Annotated in this window: 21 protein-coding genes; 8 read left to right on the top strand and 13 right to left on the bottom strand. The window is 34.5% G+C overall.

Going from position 1 to position 18927, the window contains the following annotated elements; translation table 11 throughout:
- A partial coding sequence (locus tag QO182_RS18335; protein ID WP_371562853.1) for an IS3 family transposase occupies positions 1–84 on the top strand: 84 nt, incomplete at its 5' end.
- 82 nt (positions 85–166) lie between these two features.
- Here QO182_RS18335 and QO182_RS18340 read toward each other — a convergent pair.
- Positions 167–838: a hypothetical protein gene (locus QO182_RS18340; RefSeq protein ID WP_371535426.1), complete on the bottom strand. Its 672-nt coding sequence runs from the start codon at positions 836–838 to the stop codon at positions 167–169.
- A gap of 232 nt (positions 839–1070) precedes the next feature.
- On the opposite strand from QO182_RS18340, the gene QO182_RS18345 reads away from it, so the two are divergent.
- On the top strand, positions 1071–3098 hold the full coding sequence (locus tag QO182_RS18345; protein WP_371563331.1) for a M3 family metallopeptidase: 2028 nt from the start codon (positions 1071–1073) through the stop codon (positions 3096–3098).
- Between the two features lie 113 nt (positions 3099–3211).
- On the opposite strand, the gene QO182_RS18350 is transcribed toward QO182_RS18345, so the two are convergent.
- Positions 3212–4024, bottom strand: coding sequence for a hypothetical protein (locus tag QO182_RS18350; RefSeq protein WP_371535433.1), 813 nt, complete (start codon positions 4022–4024; stop codon positions 3212–3214).
- Between the two features lie 138 nt (positions 4025–4162).
- Between QO182_RS18350 and gcvP the strand changes: the two genes are divergently transcribed.
- The 6 genes from gcvP (at position 4163) to QO182_RS18380 (ending at position 11613) form a co-directional block, all read left to right on the top strand.
- Positions 4163–7006 (top strand): aminomethyl-transferring glycine dehydrogenase, encoded by a 2844-nt coding sequence (gene gcvP, locus QO182_RS18355; RefSeq protein WP_371535436.1) that lies wholly within the window; start codon positions 4163–4165, stop codon positions 7004–7006.
- A 293-nt stretch (positions 7007–7299) separates the two neighbouring features.
- A complete protein-coding gene (locus QO182_RS18360; protein WP_371535439.1) occupies positions 7300–8358 on the top strand; it encodes a 3-oxoacyl-ACP synthase III family protein in 1059 nt (352 codons plus the stop codon).
- Positions 8359–8540: 182 nt separating this feature from the next.
- Positions 8541–9062, top strand: a complete 522-nt coding sequence (locus QO182_RS18365) for a methyltransferase (RefSeq protein ID WP_371563333.1) — start codon at positions 8541–8543, stop codon at positions 9060–9062.
- 104 nt (positions 9063–9166) lie between these two features.
- Positions 9167–10018, top strand: a complete 852-nt coding sequence (locus QO182_RS18370; RefSeq protein ID WP_371563335.1) for a glycosyltransferase family 2 protein — start codon at positions 9167–9169, stop codon at positions 10016–10018.
- A gap of 87 nt (positions 10019–10105) precedes the next feature.
- Positions 10106–10855, top strand: coding sequence for an MlaE family ABC transporter permease (locus QO182_RS18375; protein WP_371563338.1), 750 nt, complete (start codon positions 10106–10108; stop codon positions 10853–10855).
- Positions 10852–11613 (top strand): ABC transporter ATP-binding protein, encoded by a 762-nt coding sequence (locus QO182_RS18380; RefSeq protein WP_371563341.1) that lies wholly within the window; start codon positions 10852–10854, stop codon positions 11611–11613. The genes QO182_RS18375 and QO182_RS18380 overlap by 4 nt, the downstream gene beginning before the upstream one ends.
- Before the next feature lie 204 nt (positions 11614–11817).
- Here the strand turns inward: QO182_RS18380 and QO182_RS18385 are convergent, their stop codons facing one another.
- The 11 genes from QO182_RS18385 to QO182_RS18435 form a co-directional block, all read right to left on the bottom strand.
- Positions 11818–12417 (bottom strand): SprT-like domain-containing protein, encoded by a 600-nt coding sequence (locus QO182_RS18385; RefSeq protein WP_371563344.1) that lies wholly within the window; start codon positions 12415–12417, stop codon positions 11818–11820.
- A gap of 150 nt (positions 12418–12567) precedes the next feature.
- Positions 12568–12798 carry a four helix bundle protein gene (locus QO182_RS18390; RefSeq protein ID WP_371563346.1) on the bottom strand — a complete coding sequence of 77 codons (231 nt, stop codon included), beginning with the start codon at positions 12796–12798 and terminating at the stop codon, positions 12568–12570.
- 21 nt (positions 12799–12819) lie between these two features.
- Positions 12820–13497: an SDR family NAD(P)-dependent oxidoreductase gene (locus QO182_RS18395; RefSeq protein ID WP_371563348.1), complete on the bottom strand. Its 678-nt coding sequence runs from the start codon at positions 13495–13497 to the stop codon at positions 12820–12822.
- A 54-nt stretch (positions 13498–13551) separates the two neighbouring features.
- A complete protein-coding gene (locus QO182_RS18400; RefSeq protein WP_371563351.1) occupies positions 13552–14529 on the bottom strand; it encodes a M28 family peptidase in 978 nt (325 codons plus the stop codon).
- A gap of 9 nt (positions 14530–14538) precedes the next feature.
- Positions 14539–15183: a hypothetical protein gene (locus tag QO182_RS18405; protein ID WP_371535459.1), complete on the bottom strand. Its 645-nt coding sequence runs from the start codon at positions 15181–15183 to the stop codon at positions 14539–14541.
- 4 nt (positions 15184–15187) lie between these two features.
- On the bottom strand, positions 15188–16222 hold the full coding sequence (locus QO182_RS18410) for a D-alanine--D-alanine ligase (RefSeq protein WP_371535461.1): 1035 nt from the start codon (positions 16220–16222) through the stop codon (positions 15188–15190).
- Positions 16223–16231: 9 nt separating this feature from the next.
- Positions 16232–16942, bottom strand: coding sequence for an NRDE family protein (locus QO182_RS18415; RefSeq protein ID WP_371563354.1), 711 nt, complete (start codon positions 16940–16942; stop codon positions 16232–16234).
- Entirely contained in the window at positions 16930–17418 is a 489-nt protein-coding gene (locus QO182_RS18420) for a DinB family protein (protein ID WP_371563357.1), read from the bottom strand. The genes QO182_RS18415 and QO182_RS18420 overlap by 13 nt, the downstream gene beginning before the upstream one ends.
- A gap of 1 nt (position 17419) precedes the next feature.
- Positions 17420–17809, bottom strand: a complete 390-nt coding sequence (locus QO182_RS18425) for a DoxX family protein (RefSeq protein WP_371563359.1) — start codon at positions 17807–17809, stop codon at positions 17420–17422.
- 9 nt (positions 17810–17818) lie between these two features.
- A complete protein-coding gene (locus QO182_RS18430; RefSeq protein WP_371535471.1) occupies positions 17819–18277 on the bottom strand; it encodes a YHS domain-containing (seleno)protein in 459 nt (152 codons plus the stop codon).
- Entirely contained in the window at positions 18277–18879 is a 603-nt protein-coding gene (locus QO182_RS18435) for a peroxiredoxin-like family protein (protein WP_371535474.1), read from the bottom strand. The genes QO182_RS18430 and QO182_RS18435 overlap by 1 nt, the downstream gene beginning before the upstream one ends.
- Positions 18880–18927 lie beyond the last annotated feature (48 nt).

Consider the following 18927-nt stretch of genomic DNA (forward strand, 5'->3'; position numbering starts at 1 on the left):
AACTATTACAATAATGATAGAATCAAGTCGAATTTAAACAAAATGAGCCCGATACAATATCGAGCTCATTATTATCAAAATTAATTATAAATTTGTCCAAACTTTTGGGTTCAGTCTAATTATGGAAGCCTTTGTTGTTTTTAAAGCTTTTATATTTTATCCAAAATTAGTCTTCTTCTTCTTCAATTTCTTCAAGAACGCTCTCAAATTCAGATGCAATTACATCTTCATTATTAATCCAATTCTCTGAGGTAACCAAACTGAAATTTACATTATCTTCTGTATTTAATTCCCAAACAATCCCTTCGGCTGTAGGAAAAGGAATGTTTTTAGTCATCTGGTCTTCAAATAACCTTTTGATTAAATTTCTATCAGACAATCCATTATTCAATAATTTCAGCACACTTTCAGCCGTTAATTCTTTCACGTCACCATCAGTTGGCGTCATTGAGAAATGAACAACAGATGCTTTGGTATTAGGGAATTTTCCGTTATAAGCTTTATAAAGCAATTGATTGACATGGTACAATCTTGCTTGCATATGAATTTCAGGATATTCTTCACATACTTTATCAATTAACATATTGTGCGAAATTTGCTCAATTTGCCCTTCATTTAATTCTTCACCCAGCTTGTAAGTAAGCACAATTTCTGCAGCTTCATTTGGTTCATAATCAGATATGGCCATTTCTAGCAATTCCGGTAAATTCTTTTTTTCTGCTGTAGCTGCATCTGGAAAATTAAATTTCTCCAGTAACTGAATATAATCTTCATCTGACCAATACCCTTCCACTTCGTTTACAGTATCGATACGCTTTATTATAATTTGGTAATTCATTTCTTATATACTATTTATATTATTGTTAGTAATTAGCTCATTCATAATCTAATCTAATTGTACAATTTAGGCATTTAAAAGAAGCCATAAAAATAAATAACATATATATAACATAACCCTTATTGCTTAAAGCGTGAAATCACTGCTGCTTGTAATCTCATTTTTTTAATAAATCGCTACCTTTGTAATTAGAAACATTTAGTTTCAACTAATCATAATTAATGACTACGTAATGAAAATATTAACGACGAAATTTAATACAAAATACGATACAGCACCTTTCTCTAAAATAAAAAACGAGGACTTTCTTCCTGCTTTTATCGAAGGAATAGCATTGGCAAAGGCCGAAATTGATGCAATTGTACAAAACGAGGAGACGCCTACTTTTGTAAACACCATTGAAGCTTTAGACTTTAGTGGTTACACATTAGATCGTCTTTCGAGCATTTTCTTCAATTTGAATTCAGCAGAAACCAATGACGAAATCCAAAAAATCGCTCAGGAAGTTTCTCCATTGTTATCAGATTTTGGTAACGATATCAGACTGAATGCCGAATTATTTGCTAAAGTTAAAGCAGTACACGAGCAAAAAGCCTCTTTGAACCTCAACCCAGAGCAAACTACTTTATTAGATGAAAAATATAAAAGTTTTTCTCGAAATGGAGCTAACCTAACGGAAGACAAAAAAATAAAACTCCGTGAAATTGACAAGGAATTATCAAAGACAAGCTTACAGTTTGGCGAAAATGTATTAGCAGAAACCCAAGCTTTTCAATTGCATCTTACAGATGAAAAAGACCTATCTGGATTACCGGAAGGTACGATAGAAGCTGCTCGTTCTTTGGCGAAAAGCCAAGAAAAAGAAGGCTGGATTTTCACCTTAGATTACCCTAGTTATGTTCCATTTGTGACTTATGCTGACAACCGTGAATTGCGTAAAAAGATGGCAATTGCTTTTGGAGCCAAAGGTTTTCAAAACAATGAATTAGACAATCAGCAAAATGTTTTTAAAATTGCAAAATTGCGTTTTGACAGAGCACAACTTTTAGGATATGCTACCCATGCCCATTTTGTGCTTGAAGAAAGAATGGCTGAGAGCCCGGAGAAAGTAAAAAAATTCTCTTTGGATTTACTGGAAAAAGCAAAGCCCGCTGCGGTAAAAGAATTTGCAGATCTAACGGCTTTTGCCAAAAAACTAGATGGCTTAGAAGAACTCGAAAAATGGGACGGCGCATATTACTCAGAAAAATTGAAACAAGAATTATTCAGTTTAGATGACGAGAAACTAAAACCTTATTTTCAATTAGAAAAAGTACTAGATGGTGCTTTTGCCATCGCTGGTAAATTATATGGTTTAACTTTTACAGAAGTTTTTGACATCGACAAGTACCATGAAGAAGTAACTACTTATGAAGTAACAGATGAAAAAAAGGAATTAGTTGCTATTTTCTATGCTGATTTTTTCCCTCGAAAAGGGAAACGTAATGGCGCTTGGATGACTTCTTACAAGTCACAATTTGTAAAAAACGGAATCAACGAAAGACCACACATCTCAATCGTATGTAATTTCACTAAACCTACAGAAACAAAGCCTTCGCTATTAACTTTTAATGAGGTCCTGACTTTGTTCCATGAATTTGGACACGGATTGCACGGTATGTTAGCCAACACCACTTACCCAAGTTTATCTGGAACTTCGGTATACTGGGATTTTGTAGAATTACCGAGCCAAGTAATGGAAAACTGGTGCTACGAACCAGAAGCTTTGGCTTTGTTTGCAACACATTACCAGACAGGCGAAATCATACCTATTGAATTAGTTCAAAAAATAAAGGAAAGTTCTAACTTTCAGGAAGGGATGGCAACGATGCGTCAGTTGAGTTTTGGCTTATTAGATATGGGATGGCACGGACAAGACCCTTCGTCTATCACAGATATTAAAGCTTTTGAAACAGAACAATTTGCAGATACTAAATTATACCCTGACGTAAAAGAAAATGCGATGAGCACCTCTTTTTCTCATATTTTTCAAGGAGGATATTCTGCTGGATATTATAGCTACAAATGGGCTGAAGTTCTCGATGCCGATGCTTTTGAGTTTTTTCAAGAAAAAGGAATTTTCAATAAAGAAGTTGCAAATAAGTTCAAAGACAATATTCTTTCTAAAGGAGGAACAGAACATCCTATGATTTTATACAAACGATTCAGAGGGCATGAACCAAGTCCAGATGCTTTATTAAAAAGAGCAGGATTGTTGTAGATTGTTGATTAACTATTTTTAATCTCAGATTTGGACCGAAGTAGCAATGCTTCGGTTTTTTTATTTTAAGGATAGATTGTACAATTATACGCTATTCAACAAAATTCATCTTTTTAAAAGAAAACCACCATCAGCCACCAAAAAATCGGAATACTTTCGACCCAAAAAGAAGTGTAATACCTAGAGCGTTTTTCATTGGCAAAAGCCAAAAATAAAGAAAGAGCTAGGACAAGAATTCCATTAACGATCAACTGCTCTTCAATAAAATTAGTTTTCAAAAATTCTAAAAAATAGAACGGAACCAGTAATAACAGGCCAACTATTTTTGTCTTTCTAATTCCTATTTGCTGCGGTACCGTTTGTAAATGTGGATCATCATTAGCCAAATCAAGAATTTCAAAAATCAAGATTAGCACGAAAACCAGTATAAAACGCTGTATGCATTTGAGATAAAAATCGAGCCCCAAATCAATATGCGCATTTACCAGAGGCAGCACTAGTGTTACCCCAACCCAGCACAAAGCCACGATATAGATCTTTACGCCTGCCCAATTTCTCGCATTCTTTCTATTGGGAAAAAAAGGAAGCGTATAGAGCAGTGTCAAAGCTAAAACACCCATAGAAACTAATTGTGTTATTAACTGCAATTGAAAAAAATAATACCCTACTCCCGCTAACGAAAAGAGACTCAATACGGCAATAATTTTTAACTCATTTCGCATTTGTTTTTTTTGGGCTCTTGCCAAAGCATCGTATTTCACAAAATTATAACCTACAATTGTTCCGAAAAAAGCAAAATTAGCCATGGCTTCATCAGCAGAAATGTGGAACATAAAATGCGTCATTCGCACAAGTGCATATACGGACAAAGCCACATGAATGCTACTTCTTATGTAAAAATCAAATATTCTTTTAAAACTAATCATTAAACAAACTTAATCAATTGTGAGCAAATACATCATTTAGTTGATAAATTGATAAAAAATCAAGACCAAAACACGAATTAGATTGTTTATAATACTTATTTTTGCAGCACTAAAAAAACACAACATTACTACACTTCCATGAAAACAGACTCATTTGCTTTAAGACATTTAGGACCAAGAGATCACGATTTGCCTAAAATGTTAGAAACCATAGGTGTTGAAACTTTAGATCAACTAATTTCCGAAACTATTCCAAGTGATATTCGTTTGAAAAAACCTTTAGAATTGGAGCATATTATGACCGAATACGAATATGCAAATCACATTCGATTATTAGGTCGAACGAATAAAGTTTACAAATCATATATCGGTTTAGGGTACCACCCAACAATTGTTCCACCGGCAATTCAAAGAAACATTTTTGAAAACCCAGGATGGTACACTGCATATACACCATACCAAGCAGAAATTGCACAAGGTCGTTTAGAAGCTATCTTAAATTTCCAAACGATGGTTATTGAGTTAACCGGAATGGAAATTGCCAATGCATCATTATTAGACGAAAGTACTGCTGCTGCTGAAGCAATGGCCTTATTATTTGATGTTCGTTCCAGAGATCAAAAGAAAGCAAATGTTTGTAAATTCTTCGTTTCTGAAGAAATATTACCACAAACGTTATCGGTTTTACAAACTCGCTCTGCACCTATCGGAGTAGAGTTAGTTGTAGGGAATCACCAAGATTTTGATTTTTCAACTGAATTTTTTGGAGCAATACTTCAATATCCTGGAAAATACGGTCAAGTTTACGATTATGCTGATTTTATCAAAAAAGCGGCTGAAAAAGAAATAAAAGTGGCTGTTGCTGCTGATATTTTATCATTAGTAAAATTAACACCACCAGGAGAAATGGGAGCTGCAGTAGTAGTTGGTACGACACAACGTTTTGGTGTCCCAATGGGCTACGGTGGACCACATGCTGCATATTTTGCTACAAAAGATGAGTACAAACGTTCTATGCCAGGAAGAATCATTGGTGTATCACAAGACGCTAATGGAAACCGTGCTTTGCGTATGGCATTACAAACACGTGAACAACACATCAAACGTGAAAAAGCAACGTCTAACATTTGTACTGCTCAGGTTTTACTTTCTGTTATGGCAGGAATGTTTGCCGTTTATCACGGACCAAAAGGATTGCGATACATTGCAAATAAAGTTAACTCAATGGCAGTGACTTTGGCTGATGCTTTAAATAAATTAGGCGTTCAACAAACGAATACCGCTTTCTTTGATACGATTGTGGTAAAAGCAGACGCTAAAAAAGTGAAAGCTATTGCAGAAAAAAACGAAATCAATTTCTTTTATATAGATGATGAAACAATTTCTATTTCGTTAAACGAAACAATTTTGTTTAAAGACATTAACGAAGTAATCGCTGTTTTTGCTGAAGTTTTAGGAAAAGACGCTTTTGAAGTTAGTGACTATACATTAGACAATAGTTACCCATCGAACTTAAACAGAACAACTGAGTTTTTAAAACACGATGTTTTCAATAACCATCATTCTGAAACTAGTTTGATGCGTTATATCAAAAAATTAGAACGTAAAGATTTATCATTGACACACTCAATGATTGCTTTGGGTTCTTGTACTATGAAGTTGAATGCAGCTGCAGAAATGTTGCCTTTAAGTATGCCTTACTGGAACACTATTCATCCATTTGCTCCATTAGACCAAGTCGAAGGATACACTAAAATGCTTAAAAAACTAGAGCATCAATTGAATGTAATTACAGGTTTTGCCGGAACTACATTACAACCAAACTCTGGTGCTCAAGGAGAATATACTGGATTAATGACTATTAGGGCATATCACCTATCAAGAGGGGATGACCAACGAAAAATCTGTTTAATTCCCGCTTCAGCTCACGGAACAAATCCTGCTTCGGCTGCGATGGCCGGAATGAAAATTATCGTTACCAAAACAATGGAAAACGGTAATATCGATGTAGAAGATGTAAGAGAGAAAGCCCTTCAATACAAAGACCAATTATCTTGCTTAATGGTAACTTACCCATCAACACATGGTGTTTTTGAAAGTGCTATTAGAGAAATCACACAAATCATTCATGACAATGGTGGTTTAGTATATATGGATGGTGCAAACATGAATGCACAAGTGGGGTTAACAAATCCAGCTACAATTGGTGCTGATGTTTGTCACTTGAACTTACACAAAACGTTTGCCATTCCTCATGGTGGCGGTGGACCAGGTGTAGGACCAATTTGTGTAAACGAAAAATTAGTTCCGTTTTTACCAAGCAATCCATTAGTTCACGTAGGTGGCGAAAAAGCGATTACCGCAGTTTCTGGCGCTCCTTATGGTTCTGCTTTAGTATGTTTAATTTCATACGGATACATTTGCATGTTGGGTTCTGAAGGAATTACAAATGCTACTAAATATGCTATTCTAAATGCAAATTATATGAAAGCCCGTTTAGAGGAGCATTACCCCATTTTGTATTCTGGAGAAAAAGGAAGAGCAGCTCACGAAATGATATTAGACTGTAGAGGTTTCAAAGAAAACGGAATTGAAGTGTCGGATATAGCGAAACGCTTAATGGATTATGGTTTCCATGCGCCAACAGTTTCTTTTCCAGTTGCAGGAACTTTAATGATTGAACCTACAGAATCTGAAGATGTAGCTGAATTAGATCGTTTTTGCGATGCGATGATTTCAATTCGTAAAGAAATTGAAGAAACATCAACTGAAGAACCAAATAACGTATTAAAAAACGCACCTCATACCTTAGCGATGTTAACTGCTGATTCGTGGACATTACCTTATTCAAGAGAAAAAGCAGCTTATCCTTTAGACTATGTTGCAGATAATAAATTCTGGCCAAGTGTTCGTCGCGTTGATGAAACTTACGGTGACAGAAATTTAATTTGTAGCTGTGCTCCTATTGAAGATTATATGTAGTATTAGCGCTGCAAGTTATTAGAAAATGCCTCGAAACTATCGAGGCATTTTTTTTTGGCTTAGGTCTTCAGCCCAAGAATATTAAAATATTTATTTTGACAAAAAAGGCAGGAATCAACAGACAGGAATCAGTACTAAAAAAAACTGTGGTGTTTTCTAATATTTATTAAAAAATCATCAGTAAATTAGCTAAATAATTATTATTCTATAATTATATGCATGCATAGTAAATAACATGGCTATAATCATTTTTTTATCATTAAATTAGCATAAATTTTTTGGAAAACAAACCGATGAAAATAAAAATAACTGGAATAGGAAGTTACATTCCTGAGAAAAGAGTAAGTAATATAGACTTTAGTAATCACGTTTTTTTAAATGAAGATGGTACATCTTTTGGTTATCCGAATGATGTGGTCATCAAAAAATTTAAAAGCATAACTGGAATTGAGCATAGGCGGTATGCCGACGACAATTTAAACTCGTCCGACTTAGCATTTTTGGCATCCAAAAAAGCGATCGAAAACGCAGCTATCGACCCTGAAACTATCGATTACATTATTTTCGCACATAATTTTGGAGACGTAAAGCATGGTACTTCCCAATCTGACACGCTTCCAAGTTTGGCTACTCGTGTCAAAAATAAATTACAAATAAAAAACCCAAAGTGTGTTGCCTATGACATCCTTTTTGGATGTCCCGGTTGGATTGAAGGTGTGCTTCAAGCAAATGCCTACATCAAATCAGGAATGGCAAAACGTTGTTTAGTGATTGGCTCTGAAACCTTATCAAGAGTGGTGGATGACCATGATAGAGATTCCATGATCTACTCAGATGGCGCTGGTGCTTCCATTATAGAAGCTTCTGATGATGAAACAGGATTGCTTTCCTATGAAAGTGGTACTTATGCTATGGATGAAGCAAACTATTTATTTTTTGGAAAATCATACAACCCAGAAATAGACCCCGATACGCGATATATAAAAATGCACGGTCGTAAAATTTATGAGTTTGCATTAACTACAGTTCCTGCAGCAATGAAAAGCTGTTTGGACAAAAGTGGTATTGCCATTGACGATGTCAAAAAAATTCTTATTCATCAAGCGAATGAGAAAATGGACGAAGCAATCATACAACGTTTTTATAAACTGTATGACAGACCCGTTCCTCAAGACATTATGCCCATGAGTATTCATGAGTTAGGAAACAGTAGCGTGGCGACAGTACCTACTCTCTTTGACCTATTAATTAGAGGCGAAATAAAAGATCAAAAAATCAGCAAAGGCGATGTTCTACTATTTGCTTCTGTTGGAGGCGGGATGAATGTCAATGCATTTGTTTATAGATACTAAGTTTCTATACAAGCGAATCAAGCTATACAGCATAAAACCACAGTTTAAAAATCACCTTTTTAAACTGTGGTTTTTTCGTTTCTATCTACATATAAATCTATGAAATAAGAACCATATGTTTGTATCTTTGTACCTTTATAAACCATAATGAACGAGGGGTTACTTCGTTCCTCGCAATGACTATGTACGAAAAAACGTTTCCCAACAAAAGATTCAAACACACCTTAGAATTTTTAAATAAACACATATCAACTTCAGAGAGCATTTTAGACTTAGGTGTCGAAAATCCATTTTCAAAGATCATGAAAGAAGATGGATACACAGTTAAAAACACCACTGGTGAAGATTTAGATCTAGACCAATCAGTCTTTTCAAAAGAAAAACAAGATGTAGTAACTGCTTTCGAAATTTTCGAACATTTACTAAATCCATATACTATTTTAAGCGAAATAAAATCAGATAAACTTTTCATCTCTATACCGATGCGTTTGTGGTTTTCCCCAGCATATAGAAGTAAAACGGACATGTGGGACAGACACTACCATGAATTTGAAGATTGGCAATTAGATTGGCTGTTGGAAAAAACAGGATGGAAAATTATTGATCGCCAAAAATGGACTAATCCCGTTAAGAAAATTGGTATTCGTCCTTTATTGCGTTACTTTACCAATAGGTATTATATCGTTTATGCGGAAAGAGCATAAATGCAAATTCCTAAATAAATGAACATCAAAATAAATTCCAAATTCCAACGTGAGAAGTACTTCAATTTGGAATTTAAAAAATTGGAATTTTATTAAACAAAAACATGAACTACTACATAGTTATACCCGCACACAATGAAGAGGCATTCATTTCTTTAACGTTGCAATCATTAATTTCGCAGACTCATTTACCTTCCAAAGTAGTTGTAGTCAATGATAATTCTACTGATAAAACTGCCGAAATTGTTTTGGCTTTCGCCAAAGACAATCCGTTTATTTCATTAGTAGAAAAAACATCAAGTGCTATCCATTTACCAGGAAGTAAAGTCATTCAAGCTTTTCAAAAAGGTTTTGAAACATTAGACGATAATTACGATATTATTGTAAAGCTAGATGCAGATCTAATTTTGCCAAACAATTATTTTGAGACTATTGTTAAACATTTCGAAGAAAACCCAACAACAGGAATGGCGGGCGGATTTGCTTACATCGAGAAAAATGGAGATTGGATTTTAGAAAATTTAACCGATAAAGACCATATTCGCGGTGCTTTTAAAGCCTATCGCAAAGCCTGTTTTAAACAAATAGGCGGATTAAAACCAGCAATGGGATGGGACACAGTAGATGAATTACTAACTAAATTCTATGGATGGAAAGTAGTTACTGACGCCACACTTATTGTAAAACATCTAAAACCTACTGGAGCAAATTACAATAAAACAGCACGTTACAAACAAGGAGAAGCCTTTTACACCCTAGGTTACGGTTTTTTAATTACAGCAATAGCTTCGGCTAAATTAGCTTTCATGAAAAAGAAACCACTACTCTTTTTAGATTACATAAAAGGTTTCCTGAAAGCTAAATCAGCTAAAACCCCCTTATTAGTTACCCAAGCGCAAGCTAAATTCATAAGAGATTATCGCATTGAGAAAATGAAAGAAAAGCTTTTTAAGTAATTTTTGTTTTTGTTTTTATTAAAAAACTCCAAACTCTAAATTGAAAACCGGCTACTAATTCTTAATTTAGCCCATATTTTTAAACATATGATGCTCATTAGATACATAACGCAAATAGGCCGATACTGCCTGATGCTTAGAGAAATTTTTAACAAACAAACCAAATGGTCTGTTATGAAAAAATTAATCTTTAAAGAAATTGACGATTTAATCATCGATTCCCTTGGGATCGTAGCCTTCATTTCTTTCTTTGTAGGAGGAGTTGTAGCGATTCAAACCGCACTAAATCTTACCAATCCGCTGATACCTAAGTACCTTATTGGTTTTGCCACAAGACAATCCGTGATATTGGAGTTTGCCCCTACTTTTATCTCGGTTATTATGGCAGGAAAAATGGGTTCCTTTATCACATCGAGTATTGGTACAATGCGTGTGACGGAGCAAATCGACGCACTGGAAGTTATGGGTGTTAACTCATTAAATTACTTGGTTTTCCCAAAAATAATCGCCTTGTTGCTGTATCCATTTGTAATTGGTATCAGTATGTTTCTAGGAATTTTAGGAGGTTGGATGGCCGGCGTCTATGGAGGATTTACTTCCAGTGCAGAATTTATCAATGGAGCCCAAATGGACTTCATTCCATTTCATATTGTTTACGCTTTCTTAAAAACCTTAATTTTCGCAATGTTACTGGCAACCATACCCTCTTTTCATGGATATTACATGAAAGGTGGCGCTCTAGAAGTAGGTAAAGCCAGTACAGTTTCCTTTGTTTGGACATCGGTTTCTATAATATTATTCAATTATATATTAACGCAATTGTTACTGGGATCATGATAGAGATAAAAGATATAAAAAAATCATTTGGAGGCGTTATGATTCTCAAAGGCATTTCGACTGTTTTTGAAACTGGAAAAACGAATCTAATCATTGGGCAAAGTGGTTCCGGTAAAACGGTTTTACTAAAAAGTCTATTAGGAATCCATACTCCTGAATCGGGACAAATATGCTTTGATGGGAGAATTTATTCTGAATTAGAACCAGATGAAAAAAGAGAACTAAGAACTGAAATAGGAATGGTTTTTCAAGGAAGTGCCTTATTCGATTCTATGACAGTCGAAGAAAATGTAGCTTTTCCATTAAAGATGTTTACTAAAGATAACAAAGCTGCCATCAAAGAGCGTGTTGACTTTGTACTAGAAAGAGTAGCATTAAAGGATGCTCATAACAAACTGCCTTCTCAAATATCTGGAGGAATGCAAAAACGTGTCGCAATTGCCCGCGCCATTGTAAACAAGCCTAAATATTTATTTTGTGACGAACCCAACTCAGGATTAGACCCAAATACCGCTACATTAATTGATAATTTGATCAAAGAAATCACCGAAGAATACGATATCACTACCGTAATTAATACGCACGATATGAACTCCGTAATGGAAATTGGGGAGCGCATCTTATTCCTTAAAGACGGATTAAAAGCTTGGGAAGGAACAAAAGAAGAAATTTTCAGGACAGACAATCAAGCGGTTGTAGACTTTGTGTATTCTTCTAATTTATTTAAAAAAGTAAGAGAAGCCTATTTAAAGGAGTAAAATTAGGAGCAGAACGTTCATAATTCACAATAACTTACCTCCCGCTATCCGTTGCAATCTTTTATTCTTATTGATTTTTTCAATCCGGAACTAAATCCAGAATAAAAGGATTTTCACTACTATCGGGGCTAGAAATAAATTTTCATTTCCATAATAACACAGTAAAAGCACAATCACTCGATGACTGTGCTTTTTGATTTATAACTAATTAGGCAATAGTTCTACCTCAGCATTTGGATTAAAAAGATATATTTTCCCAGAGCTTACTTCGAGACATTCAAAACGTTTGGTTCTTATGGCTATTTTTTTAAAGATCTTTCCGTTTTCGATTCTAAAAACACTGCCGTAGGGAATCTCAAATATATAGTTTTTATCATTTTGCGCGTCAAACTGTTTTAGTGCTAACGATAAAGTCGAGTCAGTATCACTGCTGGCCGTTGGGTTCTTAAAATGTCGTGCTAATAAAGGCAACAATTGACTTGGAAAAATTTCTGGGCGTATATAAGGAATCATCAATTGTTGAAAAGAATATTTCCATTCGTTGCCATGGGGCTTAATTTTTCGTCCAAATTTTTCGAAAGCAACCAAGTGAGCTATCTCATGAATCAAGGTAATTAAAAACTTATATTTATTGAGACTTGAATTGACTGTTATCTCATGCTTTCCGTTGAGTCCTTTTCGATAATCTCCATGACGAGTTTGCCTCTCATTGACAATCTTAAGATGGACTTGATTGACAACGATGAGTTCAAAAACGGGTTTCACCGCATGTTCCGGTATAAATCTTGCTAAGGTTTCGCTCAAAATGAGTTAGGAATTATAAATTATGAGTTGTGAGTTTTTCTTCGAGGTGATGATTATACTTCGAATAATTTTTAAAACTTCATTACTCTGTTCATGCATTGATTTAAATTCATTTTCAGAAATATAGCCTGTTACTTTTAGTAGTTCTAACTAATACAGCGATTCATCACATTCTTTTTGTGCAATAGCTAGTTTATGAATGAAATCCGTTTTGCTTTGGGCATTTACAGCTTCCCGCACATTTGCTCCACCTGAGGTTATAGACCGTAAAAACTGCTTACTCATAATATATTCTTTCTTTTCAGCAACAATATATTTATAGAAATTAACTCCTCTAACAGCTAACTCAAAGCTCTTTGTCTTAACGATACTTTTACTCATAATTCCTGACTTATAACTATTTTAAGGATTCGTAGAAGACACCTGTAATACTTTTCCGTTGAAATATTTATTCCCCGTTAATGTAAAATCATAGATGTAGTCAGCCATTTCGTTTGCTTTTATTGGCGCTTGGTATCCTGGGAAAGCTTCTTCTAACATTTCTGTTTGAACTGCTCCCAAAGCCAATACATTAAATGAAATACCTCTTTCTTTATATTCTTCGGCTAACAACTCTGACAAGGTTATTACAGCTCCTTTACTTGAACTATAAGCTGCAAGTCCAGGAAACTTCAAACTACCTTGAACACCGCCCATAGAACTTATGGTAACTACATGACTCCCTTTTTGCAAGTATGGCAAACAGATGCGGGTAAGATTAGCTACTGCAAAAACATTCACTTTATAGACATTTTCAAAATCTTCTTGAGTGATCTCTTCAAAAGGTTTCGACAAAAAGCTTCCTGCATTATGCACAATGGCATCTACAGTTTTCCATGATTTAGACAGTACATTTTCGACTTTCGCTAAATCGGATTCACTTGACAAATCAACAGAAATACAGCTGATATTCTCATGTTCTATAAGTATTCTTGGTGTTTTTCTAGAAATAGCCAACACTTGATATCCTGCATTAGCAAATTTCAATGCTAATTCATATCCTATTCCTCTACTTGTTCCCGTAATAATAATCTTTTTCATATCGCAAAAATAAACAAAAGCTTTAAAACATCCGTTTCTATCGCCTAAAACAATTTAATTCATGTGAATTTCTTGACTGGGAGAACTTGCCATTTGAGTTACAGCAGGCAACATTTCCTGAATAAAATGGGTCATGTGCCGTATATCCATTACTTTAAACTCATCAGACACATGATGATAATATTCGAAATTTTCAAAGTCAAAAGTACTCACAGACTGGCAAGGAACCTTAAAAACATCGTAAAACGAATAATTATCTGACCTGTAAAACAACTTATATTCGGCAGCTTTAGGTAAAAAACCAACACTGTTTTTACCGGTATATTCATTAATTTTTGCTCCCATATTGGATTTTTCAAAACCGGTGAGATATGCCAGATAATCTCTTTTCATTGGTACACCTATCATCTCAATATTAAATTGTGAATAGAGATTAAAACCCTGCTGTTTTAGCTTTTTGGCTAAGTGCTTAGATCCCAACAATCCTTTTTCTTCCCCTACAAAGAACACAAAAAGAATACTTCGTTTATTTAATTTAGAACCACTGAAGTATTTTGCCATTTCGGCAACGGCCGTTGTTCCTGAAGCATCATCATTAGCTCCATTATTTATAAAATCTCCATTAACTCCTTCTCTCGCCAAGCCGATATGATCATAATGCGCGCTAATCAGTAAAAACTCTTTTTTAAGAACAGGGTCATTTCCTTCTAAAAAACCTACGATATTGTAAGCCGTTCCTTTAAAATTAGATATCGTATCTCGATAAGAAGAAAAATAGGGCTTGACATTATTGGTCTTAAAAAATTGCTCTAAGTAAGCAGCGGCTTTTTCCATTCCTTTTGTTCCAGTATCTCTTCCTTCTAATTCATCTGAAGAAAGGTATTTTAAAGTTGCAGCAACTTCACTTTCTTTGACTTGGTATAAGATTTCAGTTGGCTTATTTACTGACTCAGCAACTGGGCTTGAAACCACACTAGCATTGGGTTTACATCCTAAAAGAATAAAAGGAAGCAGCATCATTACTTTTTTCATATTTTAAATTTATGGTTTTATATTGTATTTCTTAAAGACTTTATATCCTTGTAGACAAGCCAAAACTATGAAAAACAAGGGAATTATTATAGCAAACAAGTATTTTGAGATATGCGCTCCACTTTGAGCGATAGTATGTAAAAAAAAGACAAATCCCATCATTCCCGCAAAAGTACCCACTAATGTTCCGCCAACGTAATAAAATTTAAGTGCTTTTGTAGTTTTAATGTAGTTTCCATTGATCAAATACAAATTCCATCCTGTCCAAAATGGAAGTTGGAGAAAATTAATACTACTCAACAGTAGTCCAATTAAAAAAGGCGAATAAATCACATACTTTTTTAGATAATTAGGACTAGCTGCCGTTTGATTCGAATAGGAGTAAAAGGAATACGCCAAAAACAATAAAAAGAAAATACCAAAAACATCAATTACCTTCATTAACTTGATATTATTGACCAGTCGATTTGCAAAAATAAGCGTAAAATAAATCACAAATGCTTCAACAAAAACCACCCCTAATAAATACAGAACCAAGTTTTCAATTCCGAATTCAGTGTAAATTTGAAATCCAATAATATTTAAATATCCTAACGGAATCGAGCCTAGAAAGCTCACTAGAAAACCGACTAGAATATTCTTTATTACTTTCATCTTATTAGAAATTTACAATTTTATTGCTTTGCTCTAGATGCATACGATATTCCTTCATACCTACTTTATGCGCTAAATAAGGAGCGCCATTCTTATTGTTCTCGACACTGATTTCATACATATAAGTAATGTGCCGCGCGAGTTCTTTCCATGCAAAAAACAAAGAATGCCTTGGGTCATAGATATGTGTCGGTTCGCTTGCAGCGCCATTCAACTCCACTACAGCAAAGTTTTTTCCGTTTTCTAATTCCACAAAAGTATTGTACATTACATCCAATCTTCCAAAAAAGAATCCAGGAATTTGCAAACACATTTCGTTGATGGTGTCTTCCAGCTTTTCAGTAATCCAATGGCTTCCATCTAAAAACTTGGCCCCTCGGGCATGATTACCATAGGGCACAAGATTTAGTTTTTCCCCGTTTGGCAAAACCTCCAAAAGTTTATTACCATATTCTTTCTTCAATACTTTTAACTGTAATTCGTATCGCGGATTTACTTTTATCAACGCCTCTACTGTAGCAACGCCATCTCCAGTAATAATTAGAAATTCCTTAGAAACGACACCTGTTATTTTACCTTTTTTTTCATTTGGATAACGAACATAAAATATACCCACTTCATTTTCAAACGGAATCAAATCTTGCACCACAAAATCAAAATTTGCCTTCAAAGCATATTGTTCTAAATCTTCCAGCGTACTAATTTTCTTTACGCCCGAGCCTCGCAAACCGATGTCCGGCTTTGCAATAAAAGGATAACGTATATTCGATTGTTCGATTATTGCATTAATTTCATCTACGGCCGTTCCTTCTTTTATAAGTTCCGTTTTTGGATAATACTGTTGCGGAATCAAATCATAAATTGCTTTTTTTGACTCCATAATAAATCCTCCGTTTTTGATTGTCGGATTAGAGGCATTAAAGAAAAAAATGGATTTTGCTTTGACAGCATAAAAAGCCCAAAGAAAATAAATAGGAATATACACAACCTGAAAAGGCCAATATTCCCAATGCGTCACTTTATGTAGTAATAATTTCAATGTCGTAGATTAAATAGTGATAAATGAGGTACTGAAATCTTCTTGAGCAATCAGGTCATGATGCAATATGGTCACTTTATTTTTTTCGATAATAGATTGGGTAATACTCAAAGTTTTTAATTCTTCGTTTCTATTGATTATCAAGCCATTTTCTTGATTTCCTTCTTCTGTATAGCGATGAAAGTTGTACATTTCTACCTCAGACAGCGACTTGCTGACTCCTAAAAATGCCTGAAATAAACTACGGCGTTTTTCTCTGACTTCCTTTGGGTACAAAGTCGAAGAAGACCATATATGCTTTTCGTTTAAATCTAATTGTACCGCTTCTTTTTTAGCACCGTTCCAGCGGAGTTGAAAAAGCTCTTCCTCTTGAAATAATACTATGGTAAAAGGTTCAATATTATCCAGATTAATTGCATCCCAGTAATTTCGTGGGGATCTATTAGCAATAATATCTAAAACAATCAATCCGCGGCTTTTCCTGTAGCTCAAACCTGCAATATGCTTTTCATGAGCTCCATTTAACAAAACGAGAACGGTACCATTTTCATCAACAACGTACCAAGTCCCACCCGCTTTTGGGTCTTTAGGATAAATAACATTCTTACCATTTACAGTATAATTTTTTGGCGCTATCGCACTCGGTCTGATTAACTGTTCGTCCCGATTTGACGTAATGATAATTTTAGTATCGGTTTTTACAAAGCTTACTGTGCACATTGATTTCTATATTCGATAGTGGAACGTGCAACACCAAAATTTTCATTCACAAAAATAGTTTCACTTTGTAAAACGGCCACTTTTATGAGCGCCTGATGATGAATACAATGCTCCAGATTATAAAGTAACTCTCTAAAGTAGTTGCTGTTAATTGTGACTTCTTCGTTGTCTATAATTTGTTGCAACTCGATTTTTTTATTTTCTTTTTCCAATAAACTCTGAATAGTTACAATTTGCGAAATTGCAAAAGTGGCATCCGTTTGAATTAAAATATTCCTTGGTCTTTTATCGTAGTTAACCATACCTGATTCATAATTATTTTCCAGGCATTGAAACATCTCTACAATATGTCTGGTATGTTCCCCAATGCTGGAATTACTTAATAATTGACAAGGTTTAGAAAACTCGGTATTTGAAATCTGCTTGAGTAAATCAATCAATTCATCCAAACTATTTTTTATGGAAGGAATAAGCATCTTATAATTTTAATTTTAATAAATTGGGTGTTTTATTCCTATTTTGATACACTAAAACAGAACAGCAAAGAAAGGTAATTAATGCCATTATAAAAAGTGTCCCGCAATCACCTTGTAGTTCAATTCCTAAAACAAAAACAGGAGATAGTAAAGCACCAATCACGACTCCAAAACCTAGTAACTCCTCTAACAACGTGGCTCTTGGAATTAAAATCAAAATAGACGCAACTAATTCGAGCACACCAGAACTAATACGTCCACAAGGCTCCATTACTAAGGTGTTAAAGATATAGATACTTTCGGCTGCGCCAGTAAATTTAAAACACAATGTTTGCACTAAAATTACAGCAATAACAATGCGCAATAACCAGCTAATTACTAATGACTTCATAATGCTAGTTTATTGAATTACTTTTTTCCAATTCGAATCGGCCATTGATTGTAAATTAGACTGATCTTTATTCCAACTTTTTAAAGTATTCCTAAAAAAGGCATTATAGAACAAATATAATTTCCCATCAATAATTTTAAAAGTACTGGGATTAATAGCTACTTTATCTCCTGAATCCCCCATTGCAAATGCACACCAACCTCCATATTGAGGTTCATAGCTTGAAGGAGATTTTACGAAAGCACTTTTATTCGACGCAGAAGAAAAATAATAAATCACTCCTTCATATATCGAATTGATTTCTTTTTTTCCTTCTAGAGCTTTCCCTTCTTTAAAGTAAGCAACTGGATCATATCCTTGCATAGCAACTTTCCCCTCTAAATTAAATTGAGATACGCTCTCACCTTCACTCTGTGCAAATCCAGAAAGCGTGAATAACATACAAATGGCCAAAATAAATTTCTTCATTACTCTTTATTTAAAGATTTTGCCGCTGCAATCAATAAATCATTGGAAATTCTATGTTTATAATCAGGTGTAATGTATTCAAAATCTATCACCCCCTCTAAGTTCAAGATAAAAACAGATGGAATCGGTAGAAAATCACTATTTAGTCCATCTGATCCTTTTGCCAAAATGGTCTTATATTTTTCGGGAGCTTGAAAAGCGATACCCATTGCCTTTACTAATTCACCATTACCGTCTGATAGCAAAAGATAGTTTACTTTATCCTTTTCCTCGGTAGCTTTTAAGTTCTTTGGTGAGTCTGGACTGATGGCAACAATCTGATATCCTAAGTCCAATAATTCTTTTTCGGCTTCCGCCAATGCCGCCAAGTGAAGGTTACAATAAGGGCACCAGCCACCACGATAAAAAACCAAAACAGTTTTCTTTTTGCTGAAAAGCGATTGCAAATCAACGGTTTTATTGTCAATTGTTTTTAAGGTGATATTAGGGATTTTTTCTCCAATCAATAATGGCGCTACGTCAGTTGCTACTTTGGGCAAGTCACTTTGTGCATTTACCATATATCCAATCGCTAATAAAAGGAAGCTTAGTATTCTTTTCATGATCTAATAATTTTATATCACAAAGCTACTATTGAATTCTGAATTAAA

Origin of the sequence: Flavobacterium sp. Arc2 (assembly GCF_041431385.1) — a bacterium.
Taxonomy (GTDB): Bacteria; Bacteroidota; Bacteroidia; order Flavobacteriales; family Flavobacteriaceae; genus Flavobacterium.

Excerpts from the sequence above, each read along its gene's own strand:
- QO182_RS18340 (WP_371535426.1), bottom strand. The coding sequence starts at position 838 with ATGAATTACCAAATTATAATAAAGCGTATCGATACTGTAAACGAAGTG.
- QO182_RS18345 (WP_371563331.1), top strand. The coding sequence starts at position 1,071 with ATGAAAATATTAACGACGAAATTTAATACAAAATACGATACAGCACCT.
- QO182_RS18350 (WP_371535433.1), bottom strand. The coding sequence starts at position 4,024 with ATGATTAGTTTTAAAAGAATATTTGATTTTTACATAAGAAGTAGCATT.
- gcvP (WP_371535436.1), top strand. The coding sequence starts at position 4,163 with ATGAAAACAGACTCATTTGCTTTAAGACATTTAGGACCAAGAGATCAC.
- QO182_RS18360 (WP_371535439.1), top strand. The coding sequence starts at position 7,300 with ATGAAAATAAAAATAACTGGAATAGGAAGTTACATTCCTGAGAAAAGA.
- QO182_RS18365 (WP_371563333.1), top strand. The coding sequence starts at position 8,541 with ATGTACGAAAAAACGTTTCCCAACAAAAGATTCAAACACACCTTAGAA.
- QO182_RS18370 (WP_371563335.1), top strand. The coding sequence starts at position 9,167 with ATGAACTACTACATAGTTATACCCGCACACAATGAAGAGGCATTCATT.
- QO182_RS18375 (WP_371563338.1), top strand. The coding sequence starts at position 10,106 with ATGATGCTCATTAGATACATAACGCAAATAGGCCGATACTGCCTGATG.
- QO182_RS18380 (WP_371563341.1), top strand. The coding sequence starts at position 10,852 with ATGATAGAGATAAAAGATATAAAAAAATCATTTGGAGGCGTTATGATT.
- QO182_RS18390 (WP_371563346.1), bottom strand. The coding sequence starts at position 12,798 with ATGAGTAAAAGTATCGTTAAGACAAAGAGCTTTGAGTTAGCTGTTAGA.
- QO182_RS18395 (WP_371563348.1), bottom strand. The coding sequence starts at position 13,497 with ATGAAAAAGATTATTATTACGGGAACAAGTAGAGGAATAGGATATGAA.
- QO182_RS18400 (WP_371563351.1), bottom strand. The coding sequence starts at position 14,529 with ATGAAAAAAGTAATGATGCTGCTTCCTTTTATTCTTTTAGGATGTAAA.
- QO182_RS18405 (WP_371535459.1), bottom strand. The coding sequence starts at position 15,183 with ATGAAAGTAATAAAGAATATTCTAGTCGGTTTTCTAGTGAGCTTTCTA.
- QO182_RS18415 (WP_371563354.1), bottom strand. The coding sequence starts at position 16,942 with ATGTGCACAGTAAGCTTTGTAAAAACCGATACTAAAATTATCATTACG.
- QO182_RS18420 (WP_371563357.1), bottom strand. The coding sequence starts at position 17,418 with ATGCTTATTCCTTCCATAAAAAATAGTTTGGATGAATTGATTGATTTA.
- QO182_RS18425 (WP_371563359.1), bottom strand. The coding sequence starts at position 17,809 with ATGAAGTCATTAGTAATTAGCTGGTTATTGCGCATTGTTATTGCTGTA.
- QO182_RS18430 (WP_371535471.1), bottom strand. The coding sequence starts at position 18,277 with ATGAAGAAATTTATTTTGGCCATTTGTATGTTATTCACGCTTTCTGGA.
- QO182_RS18435 (WP_371535474.1), bottom strand. The coding sequence starts at position 18,879 with ATGAAAAGAATACTAAGCTTCCTTTTATTAGCGATTGGATATATGGTA.